At 65.7% G+C, this 24,602-nt stretch carries 22 protein-coding genes; 13 read left to right on the top strand and 9 right to left on the bottom strand.

From position 1 onward, the window contains the following. Position 1: 1 nt before the first annotated feature. The 3 genes from DNX69_RS07150 to DNX69_RS07160 are packed head-to-tail and all read right to left on the bottom strand — an operon-like array spanning position 2 to position 5,192. On the bottom strand, positions 2–3,052 hold the full coding sequence (locus tag DNX69_RS07150; protein ID WP_110785326.1) for an efflux RND transporter permease subunit: 3,051 nt from the start codon (positions 3,050–3,052) through the stop codon (positions 2–4). Further along, positions 3,049–4,122, bottom strand: coding sequence for an efflux RND transporter periplasmic adaptor subunit (locus DNX69_RS07155; RefSeq protein WP_110785327.1), 1,074 nt, complete (start codon positions 4,120–4,122; stop codon positions 3,049–3,051). Before DNX69_RS07155 ends, DNX69_RS07150 begins: the two co-directional genes overlap by 4 nt. Further along, positions 4,119–5,192 carry an efflux RND transporter periplasmic adaptor subunit gene (locus DNX69_RS07160; RefSeq protein WP_110785328.1) on the bottom strand — a complete coding sequence of 358 codons (1,074 nt, stop codon included), beginning with the start codon at positions 5,190–5,192 and terminating at the stop codon, positions 4,119–4,121. The genes DNX69_RS07155 and DNX69_RS07160 overlap by 4 nt, the downstream gene beginning before the upstream one ends. A 92-nt stretch (positions 5,193–5,284) precedes the next feature. Here DNX69_RS07160 and DNX69_RS07165 point away from each other — a divergent pair, with 92 nt between their 5' ends. The 4 genes from DNX69_RS07165 (at position 5,285) to DNX69_RS07180 (ending at position 9,891) form a co-directional block, all read left to right on the top strand. Then, positions 5,285–5,908 (top strand): TetR/AcrR family transcriptional regulator, encoded by a 624-nt coding sequence (locus DNX69_RS07165; protein ID WP_110785329.1) that lies wholly within the window; start codon positions 5,285–5,287, stop codon positions 5,906–5,908. Between the two features lie 111 nt (positions 5,909–6,019). Continuing rightward, positions 6,020–7,036 (top strand): LLM class flavin-dependent oxidoreductase, encoded by a 1,017-nt coding sequence (locus tag DNX69_RS07170; protein ID WP_110785330.1) that lies wholly within the window; start codon positions 6,020–6,022, stop codon positions 7,034–7,036. Between the two features lie 125 nt (positions 7,037–7,161). Next, the gene (locus DNX69_RS07175) at positions 7,162–8,685 is read left to right on the top strand and encodes an ATP-binding protein (protein ID WP_110785331.1); all 1,524 of its coding nucleotides are present in this window, start codon (positions 7,162–7,164) and stop codon (positions 8,683–8,685) included. Between the two features lie 96 nt (positions 8,686–8,781). Further along, entirely contained in the window at positions 8,782–9,891 is a 1,110-nt protein-coding gene (locus DNX69_RS07180) for an S-(hydroxymethyl)glutathione dehydrogenase/class III alcohol dehydrogenase (protein ID WP_110785332.1), read from the top strand. A 271-nt stretch (positions 9,892–10,162) separates the two neighbouring features. On the opposite strand, the gene DNX69_RS07185 is transcribed toward DNX69_RS07180, so the two are convergent. Continuing rightward, on the bottom strand, positions 10,163–10,840 hold the full coding sequence (locus DNX69_RS07185) for a TetR/AcrR family transcriptional regulator (protein WP_110785333.1): 678 nt from the start codon (positions 10,838–10,840) through the stop codon (positions 10,163–10,165). Between the two features lie 161 nt (positions 10,841–11,001). Here DNX69_RS07185 and DNX69_RS07190 point away from each other — a divergent pair, with 161 nt between their 5' ends. The 3 genes from DNX69_RS07190 to DNX69_RS07200 are packed head-to-tail and all read left to right on the top strand — an operon-like array spanning position 11,002 to position 14,110. Then, positions 11,002–13,014 (top strand): FUSC family protein, encoded by a 2,013-nt coding sequence (locus DNX69_RS07190; protein WP_110785334.1) that lies wholly within the window; start codon positions 11,002–11,004, stop codon positions 13,012–13,014. Continuing rightward, complete coding sequence (locus DNX69_RS07195) at positions 13,014–13,223, top strand: DUF1656 domain-containing protein (protein ID WP_110785335.1); 210 nt, start codon at positions 13,014–13,016, stop codon at positions 13,221–13,223. Before DNX69_RS07190 ends, DNX69_RS07195 begins: the two co-directional genes overlap by 1 nt. An 11-nt stretch (positions 13,224–13,234) precedes the next feature. Beyond that, the gene (locus DNX69_RS07200; RefSeq protein WP_165825205.1) at positions 13,235–14,110 is read left to right on the top strand and encodes an efflux RND transporter periplasmic adaptor subunit; all 876 of its coding nucleotides are present in this window, start codon (positions 13,235–13,237) and stop codon (positions 14,108–14,110) included. A gap of 174 nt (positions 14,111–14,284) precedes the next feature. Here the strand turns inward: DNX69_RS07200 and pqqE are convergent, their stop codons facing one another. The 5 genes from pqqE to pqqA form a co-directional block, all read right to left on the bottom strand. Next, entirely contained in the window at positions 14,285–15,463 is a 1,179-nt protein-coding gene (gene pqqE, locus DNX69_RS07205; RefSeq protein ID WP_110785337.1) for a pyrroloquinoline quinone biosynthesis protein PqqE, read from the bottom strand. Next, entirely contained in the window at positions 15,460–15,768 is a 309-nt protein-coding gene (gene pqqD / locus DNX69_RS07210; RefSeq protein WP_110785338.1) for a pyrroloquinoline quinone biosynthesis peptide chaperone PqqD, read from the bottom strand. The genes pqqE and pqqD overlap by 4 nt, the downstream gene beginning before the upstream one ends. A 4-nt stretch (positions 15,769–15,772) precedes the next feature. After that, positions 15,773–16,537, bottom strand: a complete 765-nt coding sequence (pqqC, locus tag DNX69_RS07215; RefSeq protein WP_207803122.1) for a pyrroloquinoline-quinone synthase PqqC — start codon at positions 16,535–16,537, stop codon at positions 15,773–15,775. Further along, positions 16,534–17,460: a pyrroloquinoline quinone biosynthesis protein PqqB gene (gene pqqB, locus DNX69_RS07220; protein WP_110785339.1), complete on the bottom strand. Its 927-nt coding sequence runs from the start codon at positions 17,458–17,460 to the stop codon at positions 16,534–16,536. The genes pqqC and pqqB overlap by 4 nt, the downstream gene beginning before the upstream one ends. 108 nt (positions 17,461–17,568) lie before the next feature. After that, entirely contained in the window at positions 17,569–17,649 is an 81-nt protein-coding gene (gene pqqA / locus DNX69_RS07225) for a pyrroloquinoline quinone precursor peptide PqqA (protein WP_013503240.1), read from the bottom strand. A gap of 344 nt (positions 17,650–17,993) precedes the next feature. Between pqqA and DNX69_RS07230 the strand changes: the two genes are divergently transcribed. The 6 genes from DNX69_RS07230 (at position 17,994) to DNX69_RS07255 (ending at position 24,563) form a co-directional block, all read left to right on the top strand. Further along, entirely contained in the window at positions 17,994–18,725 is a 732-nt protein-coding gene (locus DNX69_RS07230) for a GntR family transcriptional regulator (protein ID WP_110785340.1), read from the top strand. A gap of 116 nt (positions 18,726–18,841) precedes the next feature. Continuing rightward, entirely contained in the window at positions 18,842–20,119 is a 1,278-nt protein-coding gene (gene frc / locus DNX69_RS07235; protein ID WP_110785341.1) for a formyl-CoA transferase, read from the top strand. Positions 20,120–20,340: 221 nt separating this feature from the next. After that, entirely contained in the window at positions 20,341–21,351 is a 1,011-nt protein-coding gene (locus tag DNX69_RS07240; RefSeq protein WP_110785342.1) for a Bug family tripartite tricarboxylate transporter substrate binding protein, read from the top strand. Positions 21,352–21,422: 71 nt separating this feature from the next. Further along, entirely contained in the window at positions 21,423–21,920 is a 498-nt protein-coding gene (locus tag DNX69_RS07245) for a tripartite tricarboxylate transporter TctB family protein (protein ID WP_110785432.1), read from the top strand. An 18-nt stretch (positions 21,921–21,938) separates the two neighbouring features. Then, positions 21,939–23,465: a tripartite tricarboxylate transporter permease gene (locus DNX69_RS07250; protein ID WP_110785343.1), complete on the top strand. Its 1,527-nt coding sequence runs from the start codon at positions 21,939–21,941 to the stop codon at positions 23,463–23,465. A 117-nt stretch (positions 23,466–23,582) separates the two neighbouring features. Next, positions 23,583–24,563: a 2-dehydropantoate 2-reductase gene (locus DNX69_RS07255; RefSeq protein ID WP_110785344.1), complete on the top strand. Its 981-nt coding sequence runs from the start codon at positions 23,583–23,585 to the stop codon at positions 24,561–24,563. The last annotated feature ends 39 nt before the right edge of the window (positions 24,564–24,602 follow it).

Genomic DNA, 24,602 nt, shown 5'->3' on the forward strand with positions numbered 1-24,602 from the left:
TCTAAGCCTCTTGTGTCGGCGCCTTGATGCGGAACCATGCGATGTACAGCGCAGGCAGGAACAACAGGGTGAGCACCGTGCCGACGATGATGCCACCCATCATCGCATAAGCCATCGGCCCCCAGAACACTTCGCGCGCGATCGGGATCAGCGCCAGGCTGGCCGCCGCCGCTGTCAGCATGATCGGCCTCATTCGATGCTCGGTCGCCTCGACCACCGCGTCCCATGGTGGCCGTCCTTCGCTGCGGAGCTGCTCGATCTGCACGATCAGGATCACCGAGTTTCGGATCAGAATGCCGATCAGCGCCAGCACGCCGAGAATGGCAACGAAGCCGAGCGGCGCGCGGCTCGGCAGCAGCGCCGCGACCACACCGATCAGCGCCAGCGGCGCCACGGCGAACACCAGGAACAGCCGCTGGAAGCTCTGCAACTGGATCATCAGCACCGTGGCCATCACGAACAGCATGATCGGCACCACTGCGACGATCGGCGCCTGTGACTTGCCGCTCTCCTCGACCGCACCGCCAACGGCGATCGAATAGCCCACCGGCAACTTCGCGGTGAATTCACCGACCGAATGTTTCAACTGCTCGACCACCGTGGCCGGCTGCACCTCGTCGGCGACGCTGGCCTTGACCGAGACGGTCGGCAGCCGCGATCGGCGCCAGATCGTCGGTTGCTCCAATTCGTAGTGGAATGTCGCGACCGCGGCGAGCGGCACGCTCTGGCCGCTGCTGCCCGACAGTTGCAGGTTGCGCAGCGTCTCGATCGAGCCACGCTCGGCGTCGTTGGCGCGACCGAGCACGTTGATCAGGTAAATGTCGTCGCGAACCTGGGTGATGGTCGCCCCGTCGAGGATGCCGTTGAGCGTCGAGGCGATGTCTTCGGACGTGACGCCGAGCTGACGCGCCTTGTCCTGCAGCACGTCGACCTTGATCACCCGCGCCGGCTCCATCCAGTCGAACACCACTTCGCCGAGATGCGGATTGGCCGCGACCACGCCGGCGAGCTGCTGCGCAAAGCCGCGCACCTTGGCAATGTCCGGCCCGCTGACGCGGTATTGAACCGGCCGCCCCACCGGCGGTCCGATATCGAGCAGCTTCACCAGCGCGTCGGTGCCGGGGAACGTCTTGCGGAGGTAAGCCTGCAGCTCGGGCCGCAGCCGGTCGCGCTCCGCCAGGCTCTTGGTCACGATCACCATCTGACCGAAGGTCGCGGTGGAAGGCTCGACATCGAACGACAGCACGAAGCGCGGAGCACCCTGCCCGACATAGGTCGACCAGTGATCGATCCCCGGCCTACCCGCCAGCGCCTCGCGCTCGAACCTCGCCATCTGGGCATTGGTCTCGGCGATCGAACTGTTCTGGGGCAGATTCCAGTCGACGATCAGCTCCTTGCGGTCCGAATTCGGGAAGAACTGTTGCTGCACGAAGCCCATGCCCACGATCGACAGCGCGAACGCGAGCAGCGTCAACCCGATCGTCAGCCAACGGTTCCGCATGCAGAAGCTGAGCATGCGGCTGAACATCGTCGCAAAGCGCCCCTTGGTTTCGTGATGGTTCTTCATCTTGTCGGGCAGAATGGTGACGCCGAGCAGCGGCGTGAACAGCACCGCGACGATCCACGAGGTCAGCAGCGACACCGCGATCACCACGAACAGCGTGAAGGTGAATTCACCGGCGGCGCTGTTGTTGAGGCCGATCGGGATGAAGCCCGCCACCGTCACCAGCGTGCCGGTTAGCATCGGGAACGCCGTCGAGGTGTAAACATGGGTCGCCGCTTTGGAGAGCGAGTCGCCGACCTCCAGCCGCGCCACCATCATCTCCACCGCGATCATCGCATCGTCGACCAACAGGCCGAGCGCGATGATCAGCGCGCCGAGCGAGATCCGCTGCAGCGAGATGCCCGAATACGACATCACCATGAAGGTGATCGCCAGCACCAACGGAATCGAGATCGCCACCACCAGGCCGGCGCGCATGCCGAGACTGATGAAACTGATCACCAGCACGATCGCCACCGCCTCGAACAGCGCCCGGGTGAAACCGGACACCGCTTCGTCGACGATCTGCGGCTGATCCGATACCAGATGCACTTCGGCGCCCACCGGCAGATCGGCGGAGATCAGCTTCATTTGTTCTTTCAACGCCTCGCCGAACTGCAGCAGATTGGCGCCGGCTTTCATGCCGATGGTCAGCGCGATCGCCGGCTCGCCGTTGAAGCGGAACAGCGAGGTCGGTGGATCGACATAGCCGCGGCGGACGGTGGCGACGTCGGTCAGCGGAAAAAACCGATCGTTGACGCGCAGATTGATCGCCTTGAGGCTCTCTTCCGAGGTGAACTGGCCGCTGACCCGGACGGCGATCCGCTCCGGGCCGGCCTGCAGCACGCCCGATGGCGTGATCGCGTTCTGCGCCTGCAGCGAACTCATGATGCTGCGCTGATCGAGGCCGAGCGCCGCGACTTTGCGCGGTGAGAATTCGAGATAGATCACTTCGTCCTGCGCGCCGACGATGTCGACACGACCGACATTCGGCACCTGCAGCACCTTGGCGCGGACTTCCTCGACTTTGTCGCGCAACTGGCGTTGGGTCAGGCCGTCGGAGGTGAACGCGTAGATGTTGCCGAACACGTCGCCGAAGCGATCGTTGAACGCGGGGCCGACCACGCCTTGCGGGAAGTCACCCTTGATGTCGTTGATCATGTTGCGGACGCGCACCCAGGTGGGCTGCACGTCGCGCGCCTTGGTGGTGTCACGCAGATTGACGAACACCGTCGTCTCGCCGGCCGTGGTGATGCTCTTGGTGTAGTCGAGCGACTCCAGCTCCTCGAGCTTCTTCTCGATCCGGTCGGTGACCTGCCGGGTAGTCTCTTCGGCCGACGCGCCGGGCCACTTCGCCTGGATCACCATGGTCTTGATGGTGAAGGCGGGATCTTCCTCGCGCCCGAGGTCGAGATACGAGAACAGTCCGGCCGCCATGAAGGCGATCATGAAGTACCAGACCAGCGAACGATGCTGCAGTGCCCAGTCGGAGAGATTGAACGACTTCACGGCGTGACTTCCCGCTCGAACCGGACCATTTGGCCTTCCTGCAGCTGATGGACTCCCGCGGTGACGATCCTCATGCCGGCCTCGAGCCCATCGGTGACTTGAACTGTGCCGTCGTCGCTCGGCACGACCTGGACGCCGCGCTTGCTGACCGATCCCTTGGCGGTGTCGACCACCCAGACGCTGGCCTGATCGCCCTGGTGCAGGATCGCGGTCGCCGGCAGGCGGAAGCCGCGGCTCGGCTTGCCCGGGATCAGCGTGGTGATCGTGGTACCGAGCCGGAACGTGTCCGGGGGATTCTCCAGCGTGATGCGAACCCGCCGCGCCCGAGTCATCTGGTCGGCCTGCGGCGCGATCTCGCGCACCTTGCCTTGGACCCGCACCCGCGGATCAATCTGCAACGCCACAGTCAGCGGCGTGCCGGCCTTCAACATGCCGACAAGATCCTCGGCAACGTCGATCACTGCCTCACGGATGTCGGGCCGCGCGACGGTCGCAACCATCTGGCCGGGATTGACGACCTGACCGACCTGCGCGCCGACCGCGGTGACGACGCCGGCATATTGGGCTTCGATTTTCGTGTAGCTCAGCTGTTCCTGTGCCTTGGTCAGCGCCGACTGCGCCCGCACCACCGCCGCCTGCGCCGCCGCATCGCCCTGCTCGGCGGAATCCAGCGTCGCCTTGGTGGTCGCGCCGGTTTCGATCAGCGCGCGCTGCCGATTGGCGGTGCCGCTGGCATTGACCAATTGGGCCTGCGCGGTCGCTAGATCGGCCTGCGCCGAGCGCACCGCCAGTTCTGCCGCGAACGGATCGACCGCAGCCAGGGTCTGCCCCTTCTCCACCAGATCGCCGATATTGACCGGACGGGCGATCAACCGGCCGAGCATGCGAAAGCCGTAGTCGGTCTTGAACTGAGGCTCGACGGTGCCGACCACCGACAGATTGGTCGCCTGCAGCGGCGCGACCACCATCGACAGCACCGGCCGGACCACCGGTTTGGTGTCCGACTTGTCTTCGCAGCCGGCGACGAGCAGCGCGACGGCGATCACCGCGAGGAAGCGTGGCGCGCTCATGCGGCGTCTCCCGCTTCGCCGACGATCTGGCCGGGTCGCAGCATTTTGCCGCCATCGACCACGATGCGGTCACCGACGGCAAGGCCGCCGCCGATCACGACCGAGTGGGTCTCGTAGCTTTCGATCGCGACATTTTTCAGCGACACCTCGTGGGTCTTCGGATCGACCAGCCAGACGGCAGCGCCGCTCTGATCGGCCGTCAACGCGCTCCACGGCACGACGATCTTGTCGACGGCACGGCTATGCCCCTCGCCCACCACCGCACTTCCAAGCGTCATCTCTGGTGGCGGATTCTCGATCGACAGCTTGACCCGGACCGAGCCGGTCTTCGGGTCGACGGTCGGAGAAATCTCGCGCGGCCGCGCCACTGCCGTTACCGCGGGATTAGAAACCAGCGACAGCTTGATCGTGCCGCTGCCGACCGGCACCAGGAAGATCGCTTCATAGACGTCGAACACCGCATCGCGCGCGCCGTCTTCGGCGAGCGTGTAGGCCGCCTGCGCCGACTGCGCGACCTGGCCGACTTCGACGTTTCGCGCCGTGATGATCCCCGCAGCGCTGGCGCGCAGTTCGGTGTAGCCGAGCGCATCCTTGGCAATGCCGAGCTGCGCCTTGGCCGTGTCGACCGAGCCTTCGGCCGCACGCAATCCTTCCTGCGCCTGATCGAACGCGACCCGGGTGGTGAAGCCCGACGCCATCAGCGTCTTCTGACGTTCGTACGTCGCGGTGGCGAGACGAAGCTGGGCTTCGGCGGCCGTCAGCGCCGCCTGCGCGCCCACCAGATCGGCGCGCTGTTCGGTTGGATCAAGCCGCGCCAGGATATCGCCCGCCTTGACGTGCGCCCCAACGTCCACCAGCCGTTCGACCACCCGGCCGCTGACCCGGAATGACAATTCGGTCGAAACCCGCGCCTGAACGTCGCCGGTCAGCCGGATCACCGTGCTGCGGGGCTGGGCATGAACCACCGCGGTCTTGACCAGAGTCAGCGGCCGCTCCCGCTTCGCCTCCTCGCCGCATCCGGCCAGAGTCGCGGCAACCATCAGCAGCACAGCGGGTCTTAGCCAGAGCATCAAAATTCGCCCATTCAATCAAACGCATTGCACCGCAATATTATTGACTGACTCGAAAGTCAATAGTAAACGTACCGGCAGGAGTTCGTCTGATGCCGCCTGCAGTCACCAAACGCGCCCGTCGCAAAGCCGAGCGTCCATCGGAAATCCTCGACGCCGCATTCGAGGAATTTGTCGTGCACGGCTATTCGGCCACCCGTCTCGAGGACGTCGCGGCACGCGCGGGCGTGACCAAGGGCACGATCTATTTTTATTTCGACACCAAGGAGCGGGTGTTCGAGGAAATGGTCCGGCACAAATCGCAGTCGTTTCTGCCGGGACTGAAGGACTACGCACTCACTCTCCCCGGCTCCGCCACAGAACGGCTGCGCGGACTGATCGCCTTCACTTACGGTCACATCGCGGAAAATCGCGAGTCGCGCGAAATCCTGCGCTTCCTGATCGCCGAAGGCGGCCGCTTTCCCGATCTGGTCGACCGGCATTACGACGAATTCGTGGCTCCGATCATCGATCAGTTCAGGGAAGTCATCGACCAGGGCGTTGCCGCCGGTGAATTCCGCGATGCGCCGGCCGCCGGCTTCACCGAGATCGTGATGAGTCCGGCAGTGTTACTCAGCCTGTGGTCGCTGCTGTTCGGCACCCGCAAGGAAGTCGATTTCGCCGCCTTCACCGAAGCCAGCGTCGATCTGTTGCTGCGCGGCCTGGCGAAAGCCTGACGCATCACGCGCAACGCGCGTGCTGATCGCCGGCAGTCTGGCGCGTCGCGAGGCTTTTCTCAGGCGCGGGAGGCACTATCTACAGCCTTCTCATCGTCAGGGCTGTCATCCATGAAGAAGATCGGTTTTCTCTCGTTCGGCCATTGGTCGCCGCAATCCCGCACGCGTTCGGCCGCCGATGCGCTGCTGGAGACCATCGATCTGGCGCAGGCCGCCGAACAGCTCGGCGCCGATGGCGCCTACGTCCGCGTGCATCATTTCGCCCAGCAACTCGCCTCGCCCTTCCCGCTGCTCGCCGCGATCGGCGCCAGAACCAAGCGCATCGAGATCGGCACCGCCGTGATCGACATGCGCTACGAGAATCCCCTGTACATGGCCGAGGACGCCAGCGCCGCCGATCTGATCGCCGGCGGCCGGCTGCAGCTCGGCATCAGCCGCGGTTCGCCCGAGCAAGTGATCGATGGCTGGCGCTATTTCGGCTATCAGCCGGCCGAGGGCGAGAGCGACGCCGACATGGGCCGCCGCCACGCCGAAGTGCTGCTCGACCTCTTGCGCGGCCAGGGTTTTGCGCAGCCCAACCCGCGGCCGATGTTTCCCAATCCTCCGGGACTGCTGCGGCTCGAGCCGTATTCGGAAGGCCTGCGCGACCGGATCTGGTGGGGCGCCGGCTCCAACGCCACCGCAGTGTGGGCCGCCAAGCTCGGCATGAATCTGCAGAGTTCGACGCTGAAGAACGACGAGACCGGTGAGCCGTTTCACGTCCAGCAGGCGGCGCAGATCCGCGCCTATCGCGACGCTTGGAAAGAAGCCGGCCACACCCGCGCGCCGCGCGTCTCGGTCAGCCGCAGCATCTTCCCGCTGGTCGACGATCGCGACCGCGCCTATTTCGGCCGCGAGAGCGGGCAGCAGGACCAGATCGGCTATCTCGACGAGCAGACCCGCGCGATCTTCGGTCGCTCTTACGCGGCCGAGCCCGACGCGCTGATCGCACAGCTCAAGGCCGACGAGGCGATCGCCGAAGCCGACACGCTGCTGCTGACGATCCCCAATCAGCTCGGCGTCGATTACAACGCCCATGTGATCGAGGCCATCCTCACCCATGTCGCGCCGGCGCTCGGCTGGCGCTGATTCGCCGGTTCGGCCGCATCGCTGATCTGCGTGCATAACACCGATTGGAACCGTCGCGGGTGCTCGACGCGGCGCGCCCAGGTTGTTAAGCCCCCTGCTCGCGAAAGGAGACCTCGGGCAGAGCCATGACCGTTGCGATCGAAATGGGGCAAACCAATTCAGGCGCAACCGCGGCTCTCGATCTCGAGGAACTGCTGGCGACGCGGCTGCTGGTGCAGGGCAATTCCGGCTCGGGCAAGTCGCATCTGCTGCGGCGTCTGCTGGAGCAGAGCGCACCCTGGGTGCAGCAGGCGATCATCGATCCGGAAGGCGACTTCGTCACGCTGGCCGAGCGATTCGGCCATCTCGTCATCAATGCCGAAGACCACACCGAGCGCGGCCTGCAGGTCGCCGGCGAGCGCGCCCGCATCCACCGCGTCTCGGCGGTGCTCAATCTTGAAGGGCTCGATGCCGAGAACCAGATGCGCCGCGCCGCGGCGTATCTCGACGGCATGTTCAACACCGCGCGCGACCATTGGTACCCGATGTTGGTGGTGGTTGACGAAGCCCAGCTTTTCGCGCCCGCCGTCGCCGGCGAAGTTTCGGACGAAGCGCGCAAACTGTCGCTCGGCGCGATGACCAATCTGATGTGCCGCGGCCGCAAGCGCGGCCTCGCCGGCGTGATCGCCACGCAGCGCCTCGCCAAGCTCGCCAAGAACGTCGCGGCCGAAGCCTCGAACTTCCTGATGGGCCGCACCTTCCTCGACATCGACATGGCGCGCGCCGCCGACCTGCTCGGCATGGAGCGGCGCCAGGCCGAAGCGTTTCGTGATCTCGAACGCGGCCAGTTCATGGCGCTCGGCCCGGCGCTGTCGCGCCGGCCGCTGGGCTTGCGGATCGGCCCGACCGAAACGCATCCGCGCAACTCCACGCCGCGCCTGATGCCGCTGCCGGAAGCGGGCCTCGAAGACGCGCGCGCCGTGATCCTCGCCGCGCCGCCGCCGGAGACCACCGCAACGCGGCCGCAGCGCCGCTCACCGGCGCCGGATCTGCTCAGCCAGTTGATGGCGGCGAAGTCGGTCGCGATCGACACCACGCCCGAGCCCGAAGCGCCGCCGCTCAGCGACGAACAGATCGCCGAGCGCCGCGACCGGCTCGACCGCATCCTGCGCGCGATCCTGGCCGAACCGGATGCCGGCTTCCGCGCCATCGGCGTGCTGTATCAGGAATTCGTGGTGCGCTGCCGGATCGAAGGCCTCGCCACCGCGATCCCGGACATGACCGAATTTCGCCGGATGCTGACACACGCCCGCGCCGGCCTCACCACCGAGATGGCCGCGGACGACGCCTGGCAGGACGTGACACTGCGCGCCTCCACGTTGCCCGACGATATGCAGGGCGTGTTCATGATCATCGCGCGCGCCGCCAAGGAAGGCTGGCCCTGTCCCGGCGACGCCGCGATCGCACGAGCCTACGGCACCCACTCGCTGCGCCGCGCCCGGCGGCTGCTGACCTACATCGAAGAACAGGGCCTGATCGTCTGCCAGTTCGACGGCGCGGGCCGCCGGACCGTGACGCTGGTCGAACTCGCCTGGGCCACGGCCCCCGGCGATCCCAACGCGCCCGACGACCTGCCGATCGAGGACGATTGCCGCACCGCCCCGGTGTGAGCCCCGTCGCCCTACCGGCTAGAAAACGGTTCAAGTCGGCGCGCCGATTTGCGATACGAGAGGCAATCGCAAGTCGCCGATGCCAGGAGAATCGCCATGAAGACACGGGCCGCCGTCGCGTTCGAGGCCAAGAAGCCTCTCGAAATCGTCGAGCTGGATCTCGAAGGGCCGAAGGCCGGCGAGGTGCTGGTCGAGATCAAGGCCACCGGCATCTGCCACACCGACGCCTACACGCTCGACGGTTTCGATAGCGAAGGCATCTTCCCGTCGATCCTCGGCCATGAAGGCGCGGGCATCGTCCGCGAAGTCGGCCCCGGCGTCACCTCGGTGAAGCCGGGCGATCACGTCATTCCGCTGTACACGCCGGAATGCCGGCAGTGCAAAAGCTGCCTGAGCCAGAAGACCAACCTGTGCACCGCGATCCGCGCCACCCAGGGCAAGGGCCTGATGCCGGACGGCACTTCGCGGTTCAGCTACAAGGGCCAGACCATCTATCACTACATGGGCTGCTCGACGTTCTCCAACTTCACCGTGCTGCCGGAGATCGCCGTCGCCAAGATCCGTGACGACGCGCCGTTCGACAAGAGCTGCTACATCGGCTGCGGCGTCACCACCGGCGTCGGCGCGGTGGTCAACACCGCCAAGGTCACGCCCGGCTCCAACGTCGTGGTGTTCGGCCTCGGCGGCATCGGCCTCAACGTGATACAGGGCGCCAAGATGGTCGGTGCCGACAAGATCGTCGGCGTCGACATCAACGACGACAAGGAAGAATGGGGCCGCCGCTTCGGCATGACCCACTTCGTCAACCCGAAAAAGATCGACGGCGACATCGTCCAGCATCTCGTCGGCCTCACCGACGGCGGCGCCGACTACACCTTCGACTGCACTGGCAACACCCAAGTGATGCGGCAGGCGCTCGAAGCCTGCCATCGCGGCTGGGGCGTGTCGGTTGTGATCGGCGTCGCCGAGGCCGGCAAGGAAATCTCGACCCGCCCGTTCCAGCTCGTCACCGGCCGGGTCTGGAAAGGCAGCGCCTTCGGCGGCGCCCGCGGCCGCACCGACGTGCCGAAGATCGTCGACTGGTACATGAACGGCAAGATCGAGATCGACCCGATGATCACCCACGTGCTGAAGCTCGACGAGATCAACAAGGGTTTTGATCTGATGCACGAAGGCAAGTCGATCCGTTCGGTGGTGGTGTTCTAGAGCAGTTCATCACTCGATCGAAGCGACCCCTGACATCTAGCGAAAGTTAGTTATCCGGGAGAAGAGCTTCCACGTCATTGCGAGCCAACGGGTCCGGCCTCTGGCCGGCCCGATGACAGGCTCCGCGAAGCAATCCAGAGGCTCCATGCACTGAGCTGGATTGCTTCGTCGCTTCGCTCCTCGCAATGACGGAGCCATTGTCCTGCCGCCAGCCCGAACTCACGACGGCTGGCTTTCGCGGGACGAAAGCGGCCAAAGGGCTATTCATCCCTCACCGCCGCGCCTCGCCGGAAAACATCAATTCCAGTTGCGCCTCGAACAGGGCCGCGATGTCGATCGGGTGGTCGCGGTCGATCAGCTGGTTGTTGAGAATGCCCATCCACACCGGCGCGATCAGCAAATGCGGGTGGCGGATCAACCGATCGTCGGGCAGCTCGCCGCGCCGGCGCGCCACCGGTGCCAAGCGCTTGATCTGGTCGAGCACCGGGTCGAACATCTCGCGGCGATAGATCTCCACCAATGCGGGAAACCGCACGCCCTCGACGATCACCAGCCGCGCGATCGCCGCTCGCCCCTTGCGCTCGATTTCGCCGAGCGTGATCAGCAGCGTCCGGCGCAGGAACGCCTGCACGCTTTCGTCGCGTTCGCGCCGTTCCTCCAGGATATCGCCGAGCGCGCCGACCAGCTCCTGTTGCACCACGCCGGCGAACAGCGCCTCCTTGGTCGCGAAGTAACGATACGGCGTGCCCTTGGCGACGCCGGCACGCTGCGCCACGCTCGCGATGGTGGCATCGGCAAAGCCCTTATCGAGAAACTCCGCGAGCGCCGCCCGCACGATGCTCGCTTTGGTTTGCGCGGTCTTGTCAGGGCTCGGCCCACGCGCGCGCGCGACCCGCTTGGAACGGGCCGCCGCATTGCTGGTCAGCATTTTTGCAGGCGTCTTAGGCATGACGGCGTCCTCAGCGGTGAAGCACGGCACGATTCTCGCGGGTCGTCACCTTGACATAAAATGACCCCATGGTCATTTATGTGAAGGTCGCGCCAGATACCAGCCTTTTTCACCCGAGAAGGCGCCGCGCGCCCTCCTTTCGGAATCTAGGATTTCCGCCGATGTCGCTGCCCGACGAGCAGCAATGGCTGTTTGCGTTCAAGACCTTCGCCGCTGCGATGCTGGCGATGGCGATTGGGCTGTGGCTCGATCTGCCGCGGCCGTATTGGGCGGTGGCAACCGTCTACATCACCTCGCATCCGCTCTCCGGCACAACGCGGTCAAAGGCAGTGTTCCGCGTCCTCGGCACCCTGATCGGCGCCTGCGTCGCGGTGGCGATCGTACCCAATCTCGCCGGTGCGCCGCCGCTGCTGGTGCTCGCCATCGCGCTATGGTCGGCGCTGTGCATCTACGTCTCGGTGCTCGACCGCTCGCCGCGCAGCTACGTGGCGATGCTGGCGGGCTACACCACCGCGCTGATCGGCTTTCCAACTGTCGACACCCCGAACCAGATCTTCGACATCGCGCTGGCGCGGACCGAGGAGATCGTGCTCGGCATCACCTGCGCGGCCGTGGTCTCCAGCGTGGTGTTTCCGCGCTCGGTCGGCCCGCTGGCGGCGCAGCGGGTCAAGGCCTGGTTCAAACACGCCCATGCCAGCGTCCGTGACGCCGTCAGCCTCGACAAGAGCCCGGCGGCCGAAACCCATCGTCTGCAGCTTGCCGCCGACTCCGCCGATATCGAGAACCTCGTCACCTTCCTCAGCTACGACACCAATCTCGACCTGAGCGCGACGCGTTGGATCAAGCAATTGCAGCCGCGGATGCTGCTGCTGCTCCCGGTGATGTCGTCGGTCGCCGATCGCCTCGACGAGCTGCAACCGCTGGGCGGCCCGTCGGCGCCGGTGGCAGCGCTGGTGGAGCGCACCCGCGTCTGGATGGAAGGCGACGAGCCTGGCGATGCGGCGGTCCGTGATGCCTTGCTGGCGGACGTTCAGGCCGAGATCGATCAGCGCCCGCATCGCGGCGCCTGGCGCGATCTCGTCGAACTGGGCCTGCTGATGCGGCTTCGCGATCTCCTCAACATCCAATCCGACTGTATCGCGCTGGCGGCGGCGACCACTGGCAACGCCACCACGCTCGATGCGCCGTTGCACTATCCGATCGAACAGCACGTCGCGGTCGTCAGGCATCAGGACCACGGCATGGCGCTGCTCGCCGCGTTCGTCACGCTGTTCACGGTGATCCTGTGCTGCAGCTTCTGGATCATCTGCGCCTGGCCGGCCGGCGGCACGGCCGCGATGATGGCGACGGTCGGCACAAGCCTGTTCGCCGCACGCGACGATCCGTATCCGTCGATCGTCGGTCTGACCAAATGGACCATCGTGGCCGCTTTTGCGGCGGCGGCCTATCTGCTGCTGATCCTGCCGGCGGTACACAATTTCGAAAGTCTGGCGCTGGTGCTGGCGCCCGCATTCATTCTGTACGGCGTGCTAATGGGCGCGCCCGCGACCTACCCGGTCGGCCTCGGGCTCGCCGTCAACACCGGCAGTCTGATCGCGCTGCAGGAGATGTACACCTTCGATACCGCGAGCTTCCTGAACTCGACGGTGGCGGTGGTCACCGGCACCGGCCTTGCCGCGCTGGTCACCGCCGTGCTGCGGCCGGTCGGCGCCGAATGGAGCGCGCTGCGCCTGATCAACGCCAACCGGGCCACGCTGGCGCAGGCGGCTGATATCAGCAACGAGAACCAGCGGGCCAGCGTCGCGGGCTTGATGATCGACCGCATGATGCTGCTGGCGCCGCGCGCCGCCGCCGCCGGCCACACCATGCCGGAGGCGCTGCGCGAGTTGCGTGCCGGCTTCAACATCCTCGACCTGCACCGGGCCAGGCGCGAGCTGCACCGCGGCGCTCGCCGCCGGCTGGAGGTGCTGCTGATCCGACTGGAGCGGCACTACGCGTCGGCTTCATCGGCGCCGCCCGCCGGACTGCTCAGAACGCTCGACCGCGCCCTCGCCGCCCTGCGTGACGAACCGAGCGCCACCGCGCGGCGCGCCGTGCTCGGCCTCGTCGGCCTGCGCCGCTGCCTGTTTCCGACCGCGAAGCCGCCGCGCCTCGCCCCTCAGGAGGCCACCTGATGACTGCTGAACTCAACATCCTCGGCGTGTTCGTGCCGACCATCCTGATCTGCGCCGCCGCCGCCTTCGTCCTCACCAGCCTGGTGTCGCGCCTGCTGGTCTCGCTCAACTTCTATCACCTCGTCTGGCATCACACCTTGTTCAATCTCACCATCTTCGTCGTCATCCTGTTCGTCGCTCTCGGTCTGGTTTCGGGGTGGCCGCAATGAAAGGGCCAGCCATGGGAAAGACCGCACTTCAGTTCGTCCGCCTCGGCATCACCACCGCCGCTGTCGTCGTTGCCGCCATCATCGGCTGGCGGCTGTGGGTTCACTACGAGATCGAACCGTGGACGCGCGACGGCCGCGTTCGCGCCGACGTGGTCGCGGTGGCGCCGGACGTCTCCGGACTCGTCTCCGAGGTGCTGGTCGTCGACAACCAGGTGGTGAAGAAAGGCGACATCCTGTTCCGGATCGATCGCGAGCGCTTCACCCTGGCGCTGCGCCAGGCCGACGCCGCGGTCGAAGGCCGCGTCGCCGCGCTCGCCGCGGCCAACAAGGATCTGGCGCGCTATCGCAATCTCAGCAGCGACGCCGTCACCGAACAGAAGCGCGAGCAGATCACCGCGGCCCAGGCCGAGGCCGAAGCCGCGCTGCACCAGGCGATGGCCGATCGCGATATCGCCAAGCTCAATCTCGACCGCTCGGAAGTCCGCGCCCAGGTCGGCGGCCTGATCACCAATTTCGATCTTCGCCCCGGCGCCTACGTCAACGCAGGCAGCGGCGTCGCGGCGCTGATCGACCAGGCGACCCTGCATGTCGATGGTTACTTCGAGGAGACCAAGCTGCCATCGATCAAGGTCGGCGACCGTGCCGAGGTGCGGCTGATGGGCGAGCGCAGCCCGCTCTACGGCCACGTCCAGAGCATCGCCGGCGGCATCGAGGATCGCGACCGTAGCGCTGGCGCCAAGCTGCTGCCGAACGTCAACCCGACCTTCAACTGGGTGCGGCTGGCGCAGCGCATCCCGGTGCGCATCGCGCTCGACCAGGTGCCGCCCGACGTCCGCCTCGTGGTCGGCCGCACCGCCACCGTGGTGATCGAGCGCCGCGGCAGCTGAGCGCTATGTCTTCCGTCATTCCGGATTGCGCGGTACGCGCAAGTCCGGAATCCATAGCCCCTGGACTCGCGGTGAAGCACTGAGGCGGCAAAGCTCTGCCAAGAAGCAAAAGCCGGTGGCTATGGATTCCGGGCTCGCGCTACGCGCGCCCCGGAATGACGAAGATAGGCTGCACTACTCGCCCTCGGCCGTGCCACCCGCAAAATTGCGATACAGGAAAAGATCGCTGCCCGTCGCCGCCTCCGCCTCTGCGGTCTTGAAGATTCGATCGTGCAGCGGCGACAGCGCGCAGGCGGGGTCGGTCGCAGCGGCGTCGCCGGCGAGCGCGAAGGCCTGACAGCGGCAGCCGCCGAAATCGATTTCCTTGAACGCGCAGCTGGCGCATGGCTGCTGCATCCACGAGGTGCCGCGATAACGATTGAACGCCTCGGCGTTCTGCCAGATCTCGGCGATCGACGCACCGCCTCGGACCGACGGAAAGTCGAGCCCGGTGATGGTCTCGGCGGCATGGCACGGCAGCACTTTGCCGCTCGGCGACATGTTGAAGAATTGCCGGCCCCAGCCGCCCATGCACTTCTTCGGCCGCGCCGCATAGTAATCCGGGATGACGTAGTCGATCGCGAGCTGGCCTTTCAGCCGCTCGCGCGCCGCCTCGACCGTCGCGGTGCAATCCTCGATCTGCGCGATCGTCGGCATCAGGGCGGCGCGGTTCTTCAGCGCCCAGCCGTAATACTGCACATTGGCGACTTCGAGCCGGTCGGCGTCGAGCTGCGCCGCCATCTCGATGATGTCAGGCAGCAGGTGCAGGTTCTGCCGGTGCATCACCGCATTGACGGTGAGCGGCAGATCGAGCTCGCGGGTCCAGCGCGCGACCTCGAGCTTCTTGGCGTGTCCCCCGGCAAAGCCGCCGACGCGGTCAGCCAGTGAAGCCTCGCTGCCCTGAAAGCTGATCTGCACATGCGCGAGCCCAGCATCCGCCAGCGCCGCCAGTCGCTCGCGGCTGAGCAGCACCGCCGAGGTGATCAGATTGCTATAGAGCCCGACCTCGGTGGCATGGCGCACCAGCTCGACCAGATCCTTGCGCGCGGTCGGCTCGCCGCCGGAGAAATGCACCTGCAGCACGCCGATGCGCGCAAGCTCGCTGAGCACCCGCTTCCACTCGTCGGTCGACAGCTCCGCGCCGCCGCGCTCCAGCTCCAGCGGATTGGAGCAATACGGACATTGCAGCGGGCAGCGATGCGTCAGCTCCAGCAGCACCGCGAGCGGAATCCCGAAGGTCTCGGCGACGCCGACGGACTTCTCCAGCACGTCGACGCCGTCGGTCCTCGCAGCGCTGGCGGCGATCTCGGTCAAGGCGCGGTCTCCCGCGCCTCGGTGAGAAAGCCCTTGTCGGCAAGATCCTGCAGCATCGCGATCACGTCGTGGCCGATCTCGGCGCGGCCCGCGGCGTACTTCGCCGCCAGCGCATCGATGATCGCCGCCACATCGCGGGCGCCGTCGCAGAGCTGCAGGATTTCGACTGCGATCTCGTCCGGCGCCAGCACCCGCTCCGGCGCCAGGATCACCCAGCGCTGCCTTGTGTCGTCGAACTTCAGCCGGGCGTGGCGTGGCAGCACCGGACGGCTCGTCTCGCTGACGCTGATGCGGCGCGGCGCCATCGCGTCAAAGTCCTTCCGGCACGAACGCGCCGGGCGGGATGTGGCCATCGACATAAGCGTGATGCAGCGCGTCGAGCTGCGCCCACAGCACGTTGGTCTTGAAGATCAGCGCGTTGCACACCGCTTCGCGCTCGGCCGGCGTGGTGGCGTGCTGCTTGACGTAACTGAGCGCAAAGTTCGCGTCGCGCGGCGCCTGCTCCAGCCGGCGCTTGAAGTAGCTCATGATCTCGGGATTGACGAAGTCGTAATGCGCCAGCATGCCGGAGATCCGCTCCTCGTGCAGATTGGGCGCGAACAATTCGGTCAGCGAGGAGGCGATCGCTTCCAGCGGCGTGCGGTCGCGGACGAAATGCACGTAGGCATCCACCGCGAACCGCGTCGCCGGCAGGATGCCTTGCGTTGACTCGACGTAAGCGCTGTCCAGACCCAGCCCTTCGGTCAGCTTCAGCCAGCGCTCGATGCCGCCTTCGCTACCAAGATCGCCATCGTGATCCTCGATCCGGTGACGCCACTCGACGCGGGTGGCGCGGTCGCGAAACCGCGAGATCACCACCGCGTCCTTGATCGGGATCGAGCTCTGATAGTAGTAGCGGTTCAGCGCCCAGGCCTGCACTTGGCCTTTGTTGAGCTTGCCGCCATGCAGCAGGCGGTGAAACGGATGCAGATTGTGATAGCGCGCGGCGCCGATCTGGCGCAGCGCCGCTTCCAGCTCGTCGGCATTGGCGAGCGGCGCGGCGCCGTTCAGCGAAAACGCGGTCATCGCATTCACAGCGTCACCTCCGTGCCGTCCGCCGGGATCTGCCAGCCGGCCGCTTCGATCTGCCCGCGCTCGGCCGAGCGAGTCAGCAGCGCCGGGTTGGAATTGTTGATATGGACGAACAGCTTTTGGCCGACTCCGAGATCCGCCAGCCCGGCGATCGCGCCATCGTCACCCGCCATCGCGATATGTCCCATCGCCTGTCCGGTCTTGGTGCCGAGGCCGGCGGCGATCAGTTCGTCGTCGCGCCACACCGTGCCGTCGAACAGCAGCAGCGGCGCGCCGGCGAGCCGGGCCTTGAGATCGTCGGTGACCCGCGCACACGCGGTCAGCACATGCACCGTCTTACCTGTCGCTGTCTCGGTAATGGTCAGGCCGAGCGTATCGCCCTCGCCGTCCGCACCGCCGGGATGAGTTTGTCCCTCGAGATACCAGGCGCCCTTGCCCGGCACCGCGAAGGCCTGCACCTCAAGGCCTGACGGCGCGCCGTCAGGCAGCCGAAGTGCGAACGGCTGATCGACCGCAATCGGCTGCCGTGCCACCAGTTTTTCGTTCAGCACGTTGAAGATGCTGTTGGCCTTCAGGATCGCCAGCACCTTGGCGTGCGCATAGATCGTGAACGGCGAGCCCTCGCGCATCGAAAGCAGGCCGGCGACAGCATCGACTTCGCCGTTGGTCAGGATCACCCCGGCGATCGGGCTGTGGCGGAGTGCGCCGGCGCGCGGATGCAGCTGCGGCGTCGAAATAATCTGCTGGCGCAGGTCGGGTGACGCGTTGATCAGGAACCAGTGCGCGCCATCGGCGCTGACCGCCACCGACGCCTGGGTGCGGCGGAGTCCGGCGTCGGCGAAGGCCGCACGACAGACGGGACAGCCGCAATTCCATTGCGGCACCCCGCCGCCGGCTGCGGCGCCGAGAACGATCACCCGCAGCATCGACCGCCTTCCGCCAAAGCCTTCAACGACGGCACATTGCAAAGAGTGGCGACCGACAAAGACTGCCGGCCGCGCCGTTCGCCGTCGTTACAACAAGCTGCGATTCGATTACTTGCGCGCCGCGCAGGCGTACATGTTGATCTCCATGCCGACCGCGATCTCGACGATTTCCGGTTTCTTCCAGGCCATGAGGTCCTCCCGATTTGCTGGTCTGATGCCGCAATGGGCCAACGATAGGTCTGCTTCCTAACCCGCGCAAGCGAACAGCGTTGCGCAGTGCAGCGATCACACCGCGGTGAAGCGGTGACCGACCCACAGTACGGCGACCTGATCGCGCACGACCCCAAGACGCTGTTTCGCGGGCGTCGCCGCCGCCAGCAATGCTCTGCCGTCACCGCCCTCGTGGCATGCCAGAACGTCTCACGAACACGTTGCGGACGGGAAACACCCGCGAGTGCCGCCTTGACCGTTTGGCATCTGGTATGCCACAGCAAGATCAATGACGGCCTTTCAGATGCCGTCCGAGAGGCCTGATGATCGCACGCGCCCGCCCCACTGCGAACGAAATGCCTGCCGAGCCGGAGCTCGGCATCATGCGGCTCGCGCCGGAGACCAGCTTCAAGACCAAGGCCTACGAGGCGTTGAAGCAGGCGATCCTGAAGATGGACATCTACACCACGCCCGAGCCGGTGATGCTCGACGAGCGCGCGCTATCGGACAAGCTCGGCGTCAGCCGCACGCCGATCCGTGAAGCGATCGCGATGCTCGAACAGGAAGGGCTGGTGAAGGCGGTGCCGCGGCGGGGCATCATCGTGGTGCGCCGGACCAAGGCCGAGATCGTCGACATGATCCGCGCCTGGGCGGCGCTCGAGAGCATGGCGGCGCGGCTGATCACCATCGTGGCGCGCAAGCGCGATATCGCGTCACTCCGCGACGTGTTCAAGGAATTCGGCCCCGATCGGCTGCCGCAGGATCACATCGACGAATATTCCCGCGCCAACATCGTGTTTCACCAGGCGCTGATCTCGCTCAGCGAGTCGCCGGTGCTGGTCGACATGACGGGCGACATCCTGATCCACGTCCGCGGCTATCGCCAGCTCACCATCGGCCGCAAGGAGCGCATCGCCGCCTCCCTGCCCGAGCATCTGGCGATGATCGAAGCGCTGGAGGCACGCGACACCGAACTCGCCGAAAAGCTGGCGCGCGATCACACGCTGCGGCTGGCCGCTTACGTCGAGACCCACGGCCAGGAGCTGTTCGCCTGACGCGGCGACGACCGGCCGATGCAAACTAACAAGGACGTCCGTCGCGGATCGCCGCGGCGGCTCCACCGACGGGAGAGATGCCGCTTCGGCGCGCAAGAGACAACAGGAGCACGACCATGACCAAGGCGCTCGACGGCGTTCGCGTTCTCGACTTCACCCACGTCCAGTCCGGCCCGACCTGCACGCAGCTCTTGGCCTGGTTCGGCGCCGACGTGATCAAGGTGGAGCGCCCCGGCAGCGGCGACATCACCCGCGGTCAGCTCCAGGACATTCCGAAAGTGGACAGCCTGTATTTCACCATGCTGAACCACAACAAGCGGTCGATCACGCTCGACACCAAGAACCCGAAGGGCAAGGAGGTGCTGACTGCACTGATCCGCACCTGCGACGTGCTGGTGGAGAATTTCGGCCCCGGCGTGCTCGACCGGATGGGCTTCACCTGGGACAAGATCCAGGAGATCAACCCGCGGATGATCGTCGCCTCGATCAAGGGCTTCGGTCCGGGCCCGTATGAAGACTGCAAGGTCTACGAGAACGTCGCGCAGTGCACCGGCGGCGCCGCCTCGACCACCGGCTTCCGCGACGGCCTGCCGCTGGTCACCGGTGCGCAGATCGGCGACAGCGGCACCGGCCTGCATCTCGCGCTCGGCATCGTCACCGCGCTGTATCAGCGCCACCACACCGGCCGCGGCCAGCGTGTTACCGCGGCGATGCAGGACGGCGTGCTCAATCTGTGCCGCGTCAAGCTGCGCGATCAGCAGCGTCTCGCCCATGGCCCGCTGAAGGAATACAGCCAGTTCGGCGAAGGCATCGAATTCGGCGAGGCGGTGCCGCGCGCCGGCAACGATTCCGGCGGCGGCCAGCCCGGCCGCATCCTCAAATGCAAGGGCTGGGAGCAGGATCCGAACGCCTACATCTACGTCATCACCCAGGCCCCGGTGTGGGAGAAGATCTGCGACGTGATCGGCGAGACCGGCTGGAAGACGCATCCGGACTACGCCACACCGCCGGCCCGGCTGTCGCGGCTCAACGAGATCTTCGCCCGGATCGAACAATGGACCATGACCAAGACCAAGTTCGAGGCCATGGAGATCCTCAATGGCGACGACATTCCCTGCGGCCCGATCCTGTCGATGAAGGAACTCGCCGAAGACCAGTCGCTACGCGCCACCGGCACCATCGTCGAGATCGATCACCCGGCCCGCGGCAAGTATCTGTCGGTCGGCAATCCGATCAAGCTGTCGGACTCCCCCACCGAAGTGAAGCGCTCGCCGCTGCTCGGCGAGCACACCGACGAAATCCTGCGCGACGTCCTCGGCTACAGCGACGCGCACGTCGCCGAGATTCACGACTCCGGCGCAACCACGCCGCCACGCAAACAGGCGGCGGAATAATCGACTCGTGCCGCATGCCCGCACCAGCGGATCGCGAAGCAAACTGCGGTCCGCTGATGCACGCGCGACGCCAGGACAACACGTCTCGAATATAAAACTCGCTTTGCGACGGATTCTGTTTGCAAGCAACGCCAGGTTGAAGGAACATCGCTTCGATAGCAACTGATTAGTTCATTAAGCCGACGCGTAAGATCGGCGTTCATTCCAAGGAGAGAAACGGCATGACACGTCGATTAGCTCGTCTTGCGTTTGGCGCCGTGGCGGTCGGAACGGCCTTTCTGGCCGCTCCGGCGAATGCCGCCTGGGAGCCGACCCGCCCGGTCGAATTCATCGTTCCTGCGGGGACCGGCGGCGGTGCAGATCAGATGGCGCGCACCATCCAGGGCATCGTGACCAAGTACAATCTGATGAAACAGCCGCTCGTCGTCGTGAACAAGTCCGGCGGCGCCGGCGGCGAAGGCTTCCTCGACGTCAAGGCAGCCGGCAACAACCCACACAAGATCATCATCACGCTGTCGAACCTGTTCACTACGCCGCTCGCCACCGGCATTCCGTTCAACTGGAAGGATCTCACCCCGGTTGCGATGCTCGCGCTCGACGAATTCGTCCTCTGGGTCAACGCCGACAAGCCGTATCAAACCTCGAAGGACTACGTCGACGCGGTGAAAGCGGCACCGCCCGGCTCCATCAAGATGGGAGGCACCGGCTCGAAGCAGGAAGACCAGATCATCACCGTGGCGCTGGAGAAGGCTGCCGGCGTCAAGCTCACCTACATTCCCTACAAAGGCGGCGGCGAGGTCGCGGTGCAGCTCGTCGGCAATCACATCGACTCCACCGTCAACAATCCGATCGAGGCGGTGGCGCAATGGCGCGGCGGCAAGCTGCGGCCGCTGTGCGTGTTCGACGATAAGCCGATGGACTACGCCGAGCCGGTCGCCGACGGCAAAGCGTGGAAGGACGTCCCGACCTGTAAATCCCAGGGGCTCGATATCGAATACGTGATGCTGCGCGGCATCTTCATGGGCCCCAAGGCCAAGCCCGATCAGATCGCCTACTATGTCGATCTGTTCCGGAAGGTGCGTGACACTCCCGAATGGAAAGAGTTCATGAAGAGCGGCGCCTTCAACACCAGCTTCATGACCGGCGACGAATTCGCCAAATGGGTGTCGAACGAGGAGAAACGCCACGAGACCCTGATGAAGGAAGCCGGCTTCCTGGCGCAGGGCAACTGACATGGCCAACGGGATGACCGAACAGGACGGCACGACATCGGTCGTGCCGCGCAATGATGGTGGAGGGCCCGATGTCCAGCCCGCCTGACCTGAATCTCGGCCCCTCGCACAAATCCGTCGAGGTCCTGGTCGTCGGACTGATCGCCGCGTTCGGCGTCATTGTCGTGGTCGGCAGCATCAAGGCGGGTGTCGGCTGGGGCGCCGACGGCCCGCGCGCCGGCTTCTTCCCGTTCTATGTCGGGCTGGCGATCGTCGCGGCGAGCGTGATCAACCTGATCAACGCGATCCGCGATCGGCACAACCATCTGTTCGCCGAATGGAGTCAGCTCGGCCATGTGATGAGCGTGCTGATCCCGAGCGCGATCTTCGTCGCCGCAATGCCGTTCGTCGGTCTGTACGTGTCCAGTGCGGTGTTCATCGGCTGGTTCATGCGCTGGCTCGGCAAATATCGTTGGCTGACCGTGCTGGCGGTCGCGATCGGCACGCCGGTCGTCACCTATCTGATCTTCGAGCGCTGGTTCCTGGTGCCGCTGCCCAAGGGTCCGCTCGAAGACTGGCTCGGGCTCTAGGTCGGGGACTGATCGGGGATGGAAGAGCTCGCCAATCTGTTTCACGGCTTTTCGGTCGCGCTGATGCCGTTCAACATCCTGGTGATGGTGATCGGCATCGTGCTCGGCGTCGTCATCGGGGTGCTGCCGGGGCTCGGCGGCGCCAACGGCGTCGCGATCCTGCTGCCGCTCACCTTCAGCATGCCGCCAACCTCGGCGATCATCATGTTGTCCTGCATCTATTGGGGCGCGCTGTTCGGCGGCGCGATCACCTCGATCCTGTTCAACATTCCAGGCGAGCCGTGGTCGGTCGCCACCACCTTCGACGGCTACCCGATGGCCCAGAAGGGCAAAGCCGGCGAAGCGCTCACCGCGGCCTTCACCTCGTCGTTCGTCGGGGCGCTGTTCGCGATCGTGATGATCACGCTGGTGGCGCCGCTGGTGGCGCGGTTCGCGCTGCAGTTCGGTCCCGCGGAGAAATTCGCGGTGTATTTCCTCGCCTTCTGCAGCTTCGTCGGCCTGTCGAAGGAGCCGCCGTTCAAGACCGTTGCGGCGATGATGGCCGGTTTCGCCCTCGCCGCGGTCGGACTGGACTCGATGACCGGGCAGCTCCGCCTGACCTTCGGCTACACCGAACTGCTCAACGGCTTCGACTTCCTGATCGCGGTGATCGGCCTGTTCGGTATCGGCGAAATTCTGCTGACGATGGAGGATGGCCTGAGCTTCCGCGGCGGCAAGGCCAAGATCAATCTCCGCGTGGTGCTGCACACCTGGCTGGAGCTGCCGCGCTATTGGATGACATCACTGCGATCCTGCGTGATCGGTTGCTGGATGGGCATCACCCCCGCCGGCGCGACGCCCGCCTCGTTCATGAGCTACGGCATCGCCAAGCGGGTGTCGAAGAACGGCAAGAATTTCGGCCACGGCGAAATCGAGGGAGTGATCGCGCCTGAGACCGCGGCCCACGCAGCCGGCACCGCCGCACTGCTGCCGATGCTGTCGCTCGGCGTTCCCGGGTCGCCGACCGCCGCGGTGCTGCTCGGCGGCCTGCTGATCTGGGGCCTGCAACCCGGGCCCATGCTGTTCGTCGAACAGAAGGAGTTCGTCTGGGGCCTGATCGCGTCGATGTATCTCGGCAACATCGTCGGCCTCGTGATCGTGCTGACCTGCGTGCCGCTGTTCGCCGCGATCTTGCGGATTCCGTTCTCGATCGTGGCGCCGCTGATCCTGGTGCTATGCGCGATCGGCGCCTACTCGGTGCACAACTCCACCTTCGACGTGATGCTGATGCTCGGTTTCGGCGTCATCGGCTATCTGATGAAGAAGTGCAGTTACCCGATGGCACCGCTGGTGCTGGCGATCGTCCTCGGCGACAAAGCCGAGGAAGCGTTTCGCCAGTCGCTACTCGGCTCTCAGGGCTCGCTCGGGATCTTCTTCTCCAACGGCCTGGTCGGCGGCATCATGGCGCTGGCGCTGATCGCGCTGTTCTGGTCGCCGATCAACGACGGCTTCAGCAGGCTTCTCGCCGCACGCCGCGCACGTCCGAGCCGTGCGGCGGCAGAGTGAGATTAGCATGCTTGAACGCGATCCCGATCTGATCGATAACATTCACCGCACCGCGCCGCGCGCGGCTGCAAAACCCATGATCGCCGGCTGTTATCGGCGATGAGTTCAGGACATCCGATGAAGATCTGTATTTACGGCGCCGGCGCGATCGGCGGTTATCTCGGCGTTCAGCTCGCCCAGTCCGGCGCCGCCGACGTCAGCCTGGTGGCGCGCGGCGCGCATTTGCAGGCGATGAAGGACAACGGGCTCAAGCTACTGATCGAAGGCGAAGAGCGGGTGATCAAGCCCAACGCCACCGACAAGCCGGCCGAACTCGGCGTGCAGGACGTCATCGTGATCTGCCTGAAGGCGCATTCGATCACCGGCGCGATCGATGCGATGAAGCCGCTGCTCGGCTCGCACACCCGCATCGTCACAGCCGTCAACGGCGTGCCGTATTGGTACTTCCACAAGCACGGCGGCCCCGAATTCGAAGGCCGCACGCTGGAGAGCATCGACCCCGGCGCGCGGCAGTGGAACGAGCTCGGCCCCGAACGCGGCATCGGCTGCATCGTCTATCCGGCGACCGAGCTCGAGGCGCCCGGCGTGATCCGCCACGTCTATGGCGACAAATTCCCGATCGGTGAGCCTTCGGGCGAGACCACCGCCGATGTCGAGAAGCTGTCGAAAGTATTCGAAGCCGCCGGGCTCAAAGCGCCGATCCTCGACCGCATCCGCGACGAGATCTGGCTGAAGCTGTGGGGCAACGTCTGCTTCAATCCGATCAGCGCGCTGACCCACGCCACGCTCGACGTGATCGCCTCCGATCCGGCGACCCGGGCGCTGTCGAAGGCGATGATGCTGGAGGCGCAGCAGATCGCCGAAACCTTCGGCGTCAAGTTCCGCGTCGACGTCGAACGCCGCATCGAAGGCGCCCGCAAGGTCGGCGCGCACAAGACCTCGATGCTGCAGGATCTCGAACGCGGCCGGCCGATGGAGATCGATCCCTTGGTCACGGTTGTGCAGGAGATGGGCCGGATGACGAACATCCCGACGCCCGCGATCGACGCCGTGCTCGGCCTCGTCATCCAGCGCGCCAAGGTGGCCGGGCTGTACTGACGGCTCACCGTCCCACGCCCCGTCATTCCGGGGCGCTCG

The sequence above is a fragment of the Rhodopseudomonas palustris genome, assembly GCF_003226555.1.
GTDB classification, from domain to species: Bacteria; Pseudomonadota; Alphaproteobacteria; order Rhizobiales; family Xanthobacteraceae; genus Rhodopseudomonas; species Rhodopseudomonas palustris_I.

Coding starts and splice junctions, on each gene's coding strand:
- DNX69_RS07155 (WP_110785327.1), bottom strand. CDS start 4,122: ATGAGCGCGCCACGCTTCCTCGCGGTGATCGCCGTCGCGCTGCTCGTC.
- DNX69_RS07160 (WP_110785328.1), bottom strand. CDS start 5,192: ATGCTCTGGCTAAGACCCGCTGTGCTGCTGATGGTTGCCGCGACTCTG.
- DNX69_RS07165 (WP_110785329.1), top strand. CDS start 5,285: ATGCCGCCTGCAGTCACCAAACGCGCCCGTCGCAAAGCCGAGCGTCCA.
- DNX69_RS07170 (WP_110785330.1), top strand. CDS start 6,020: ATGAAGAAGATCGGTTTTCTCTCGTTCGGCCATTGGTCGCCGCAATCC.
- DNX69_RS07175 (WP_110785331.1), top strand. CDS start 7,162: ATGACCGTTGCGATCGAAATGGGGCAAACCAATTCAGGCGCAACCGCG.
- DNX69_RS07180 (WP_110785332.1), top strand. CDS start 8,782: ATGAAGACACGGGCCGCCGTCGCGTTCGAGGCCAAGAAGCCTCTCGAA.
- DNX69_RS07185 (WP_110785333.1), bottom strand. CDS start 10,840: ATGCCTAAGACGCCTGCAAAAATGCTGACCAGCAATGCGGCGGCCCGT.
- DNX69_RS07190 (WP_110785334.1), top strand. CDS start 11,002: ATGTCGCTGCCCGACGAGCAGCAATGGCTGTTTGCGTTCAAGACCTTC.
- DNX69_RS07195 (WP_110785335.1), top strand. CDS start 13,014: ATGACTGCTGAACTCAACATCCTCGGCGTGTTCGTGCCGACCATCCTG.
- DNX69_RS07200 (WP_165825205.1), top strand. CDS start 13,235: ATGGGAAAGACCGCACTTCAGTTCGTCCGCCTCGGCATCACCACCGCC.
- pqqD (WP_110785338.1), bottom strand. CDS start 15,768: ATGGCGCCGCGCCGCATCAGCGTCAGCGAGACGAGCCGTCCGGTGCTG.
- pqqB (WP_110785339.1), bottom strand. CDS start 17,460: ATGCTGCGGGTGATCGTTCTCGGCGCCGCAGCCGGCGGCGGGGTGCCG.
- pqqA (WP_013503240.1), bottom strand. CDS start 17,649: ATGGCCTGGAAGAAACCGGAAATCGTCGAGATCGCGGTCGGCATGGAG.
- DNX69_RS07230 (WP_110785340.1), top strand. CDS start 17,994: ATGATCGCACGCGCCCGCCCCACTGCGAACGAAATGCCTGCCGAGCCG.
- frc (WP_110785341.1), top strand. CDS start 18,842: ATGACCAAGGCGCTCGACGGCGTTCGCGTTCTCGACTTCACCCACGTC.
- DNX69_RS07240 (WP_110785342.1), top strand. CDS start 20,341: ATGACACGTCGATTAGCTCGTCTTGCGTTTGGCGCCGTGGCGGTCGGA.
- DNX69_RS07245 (WP_110785432.1), top strand. CDS start 21,423: ATGTCCAGCCCGCCTGACCTGAATCTCGGCCCCTCGCACAAATCCGTC.
- DNX69_RS07250 (WP_110785343.1), top strand. CDS start 21,939: ATGGAAGAGCTCGCCAATCTGTTTCACGGCTTTTCGGTCGCGCTGATG.
- DNX69_RS07255 (WP_110785344.1), top strand. CDS start 23,583: ATGAAGATCTGTATTTACGGCGCCGGCGCGATCGGCGGTTATCTCGGC.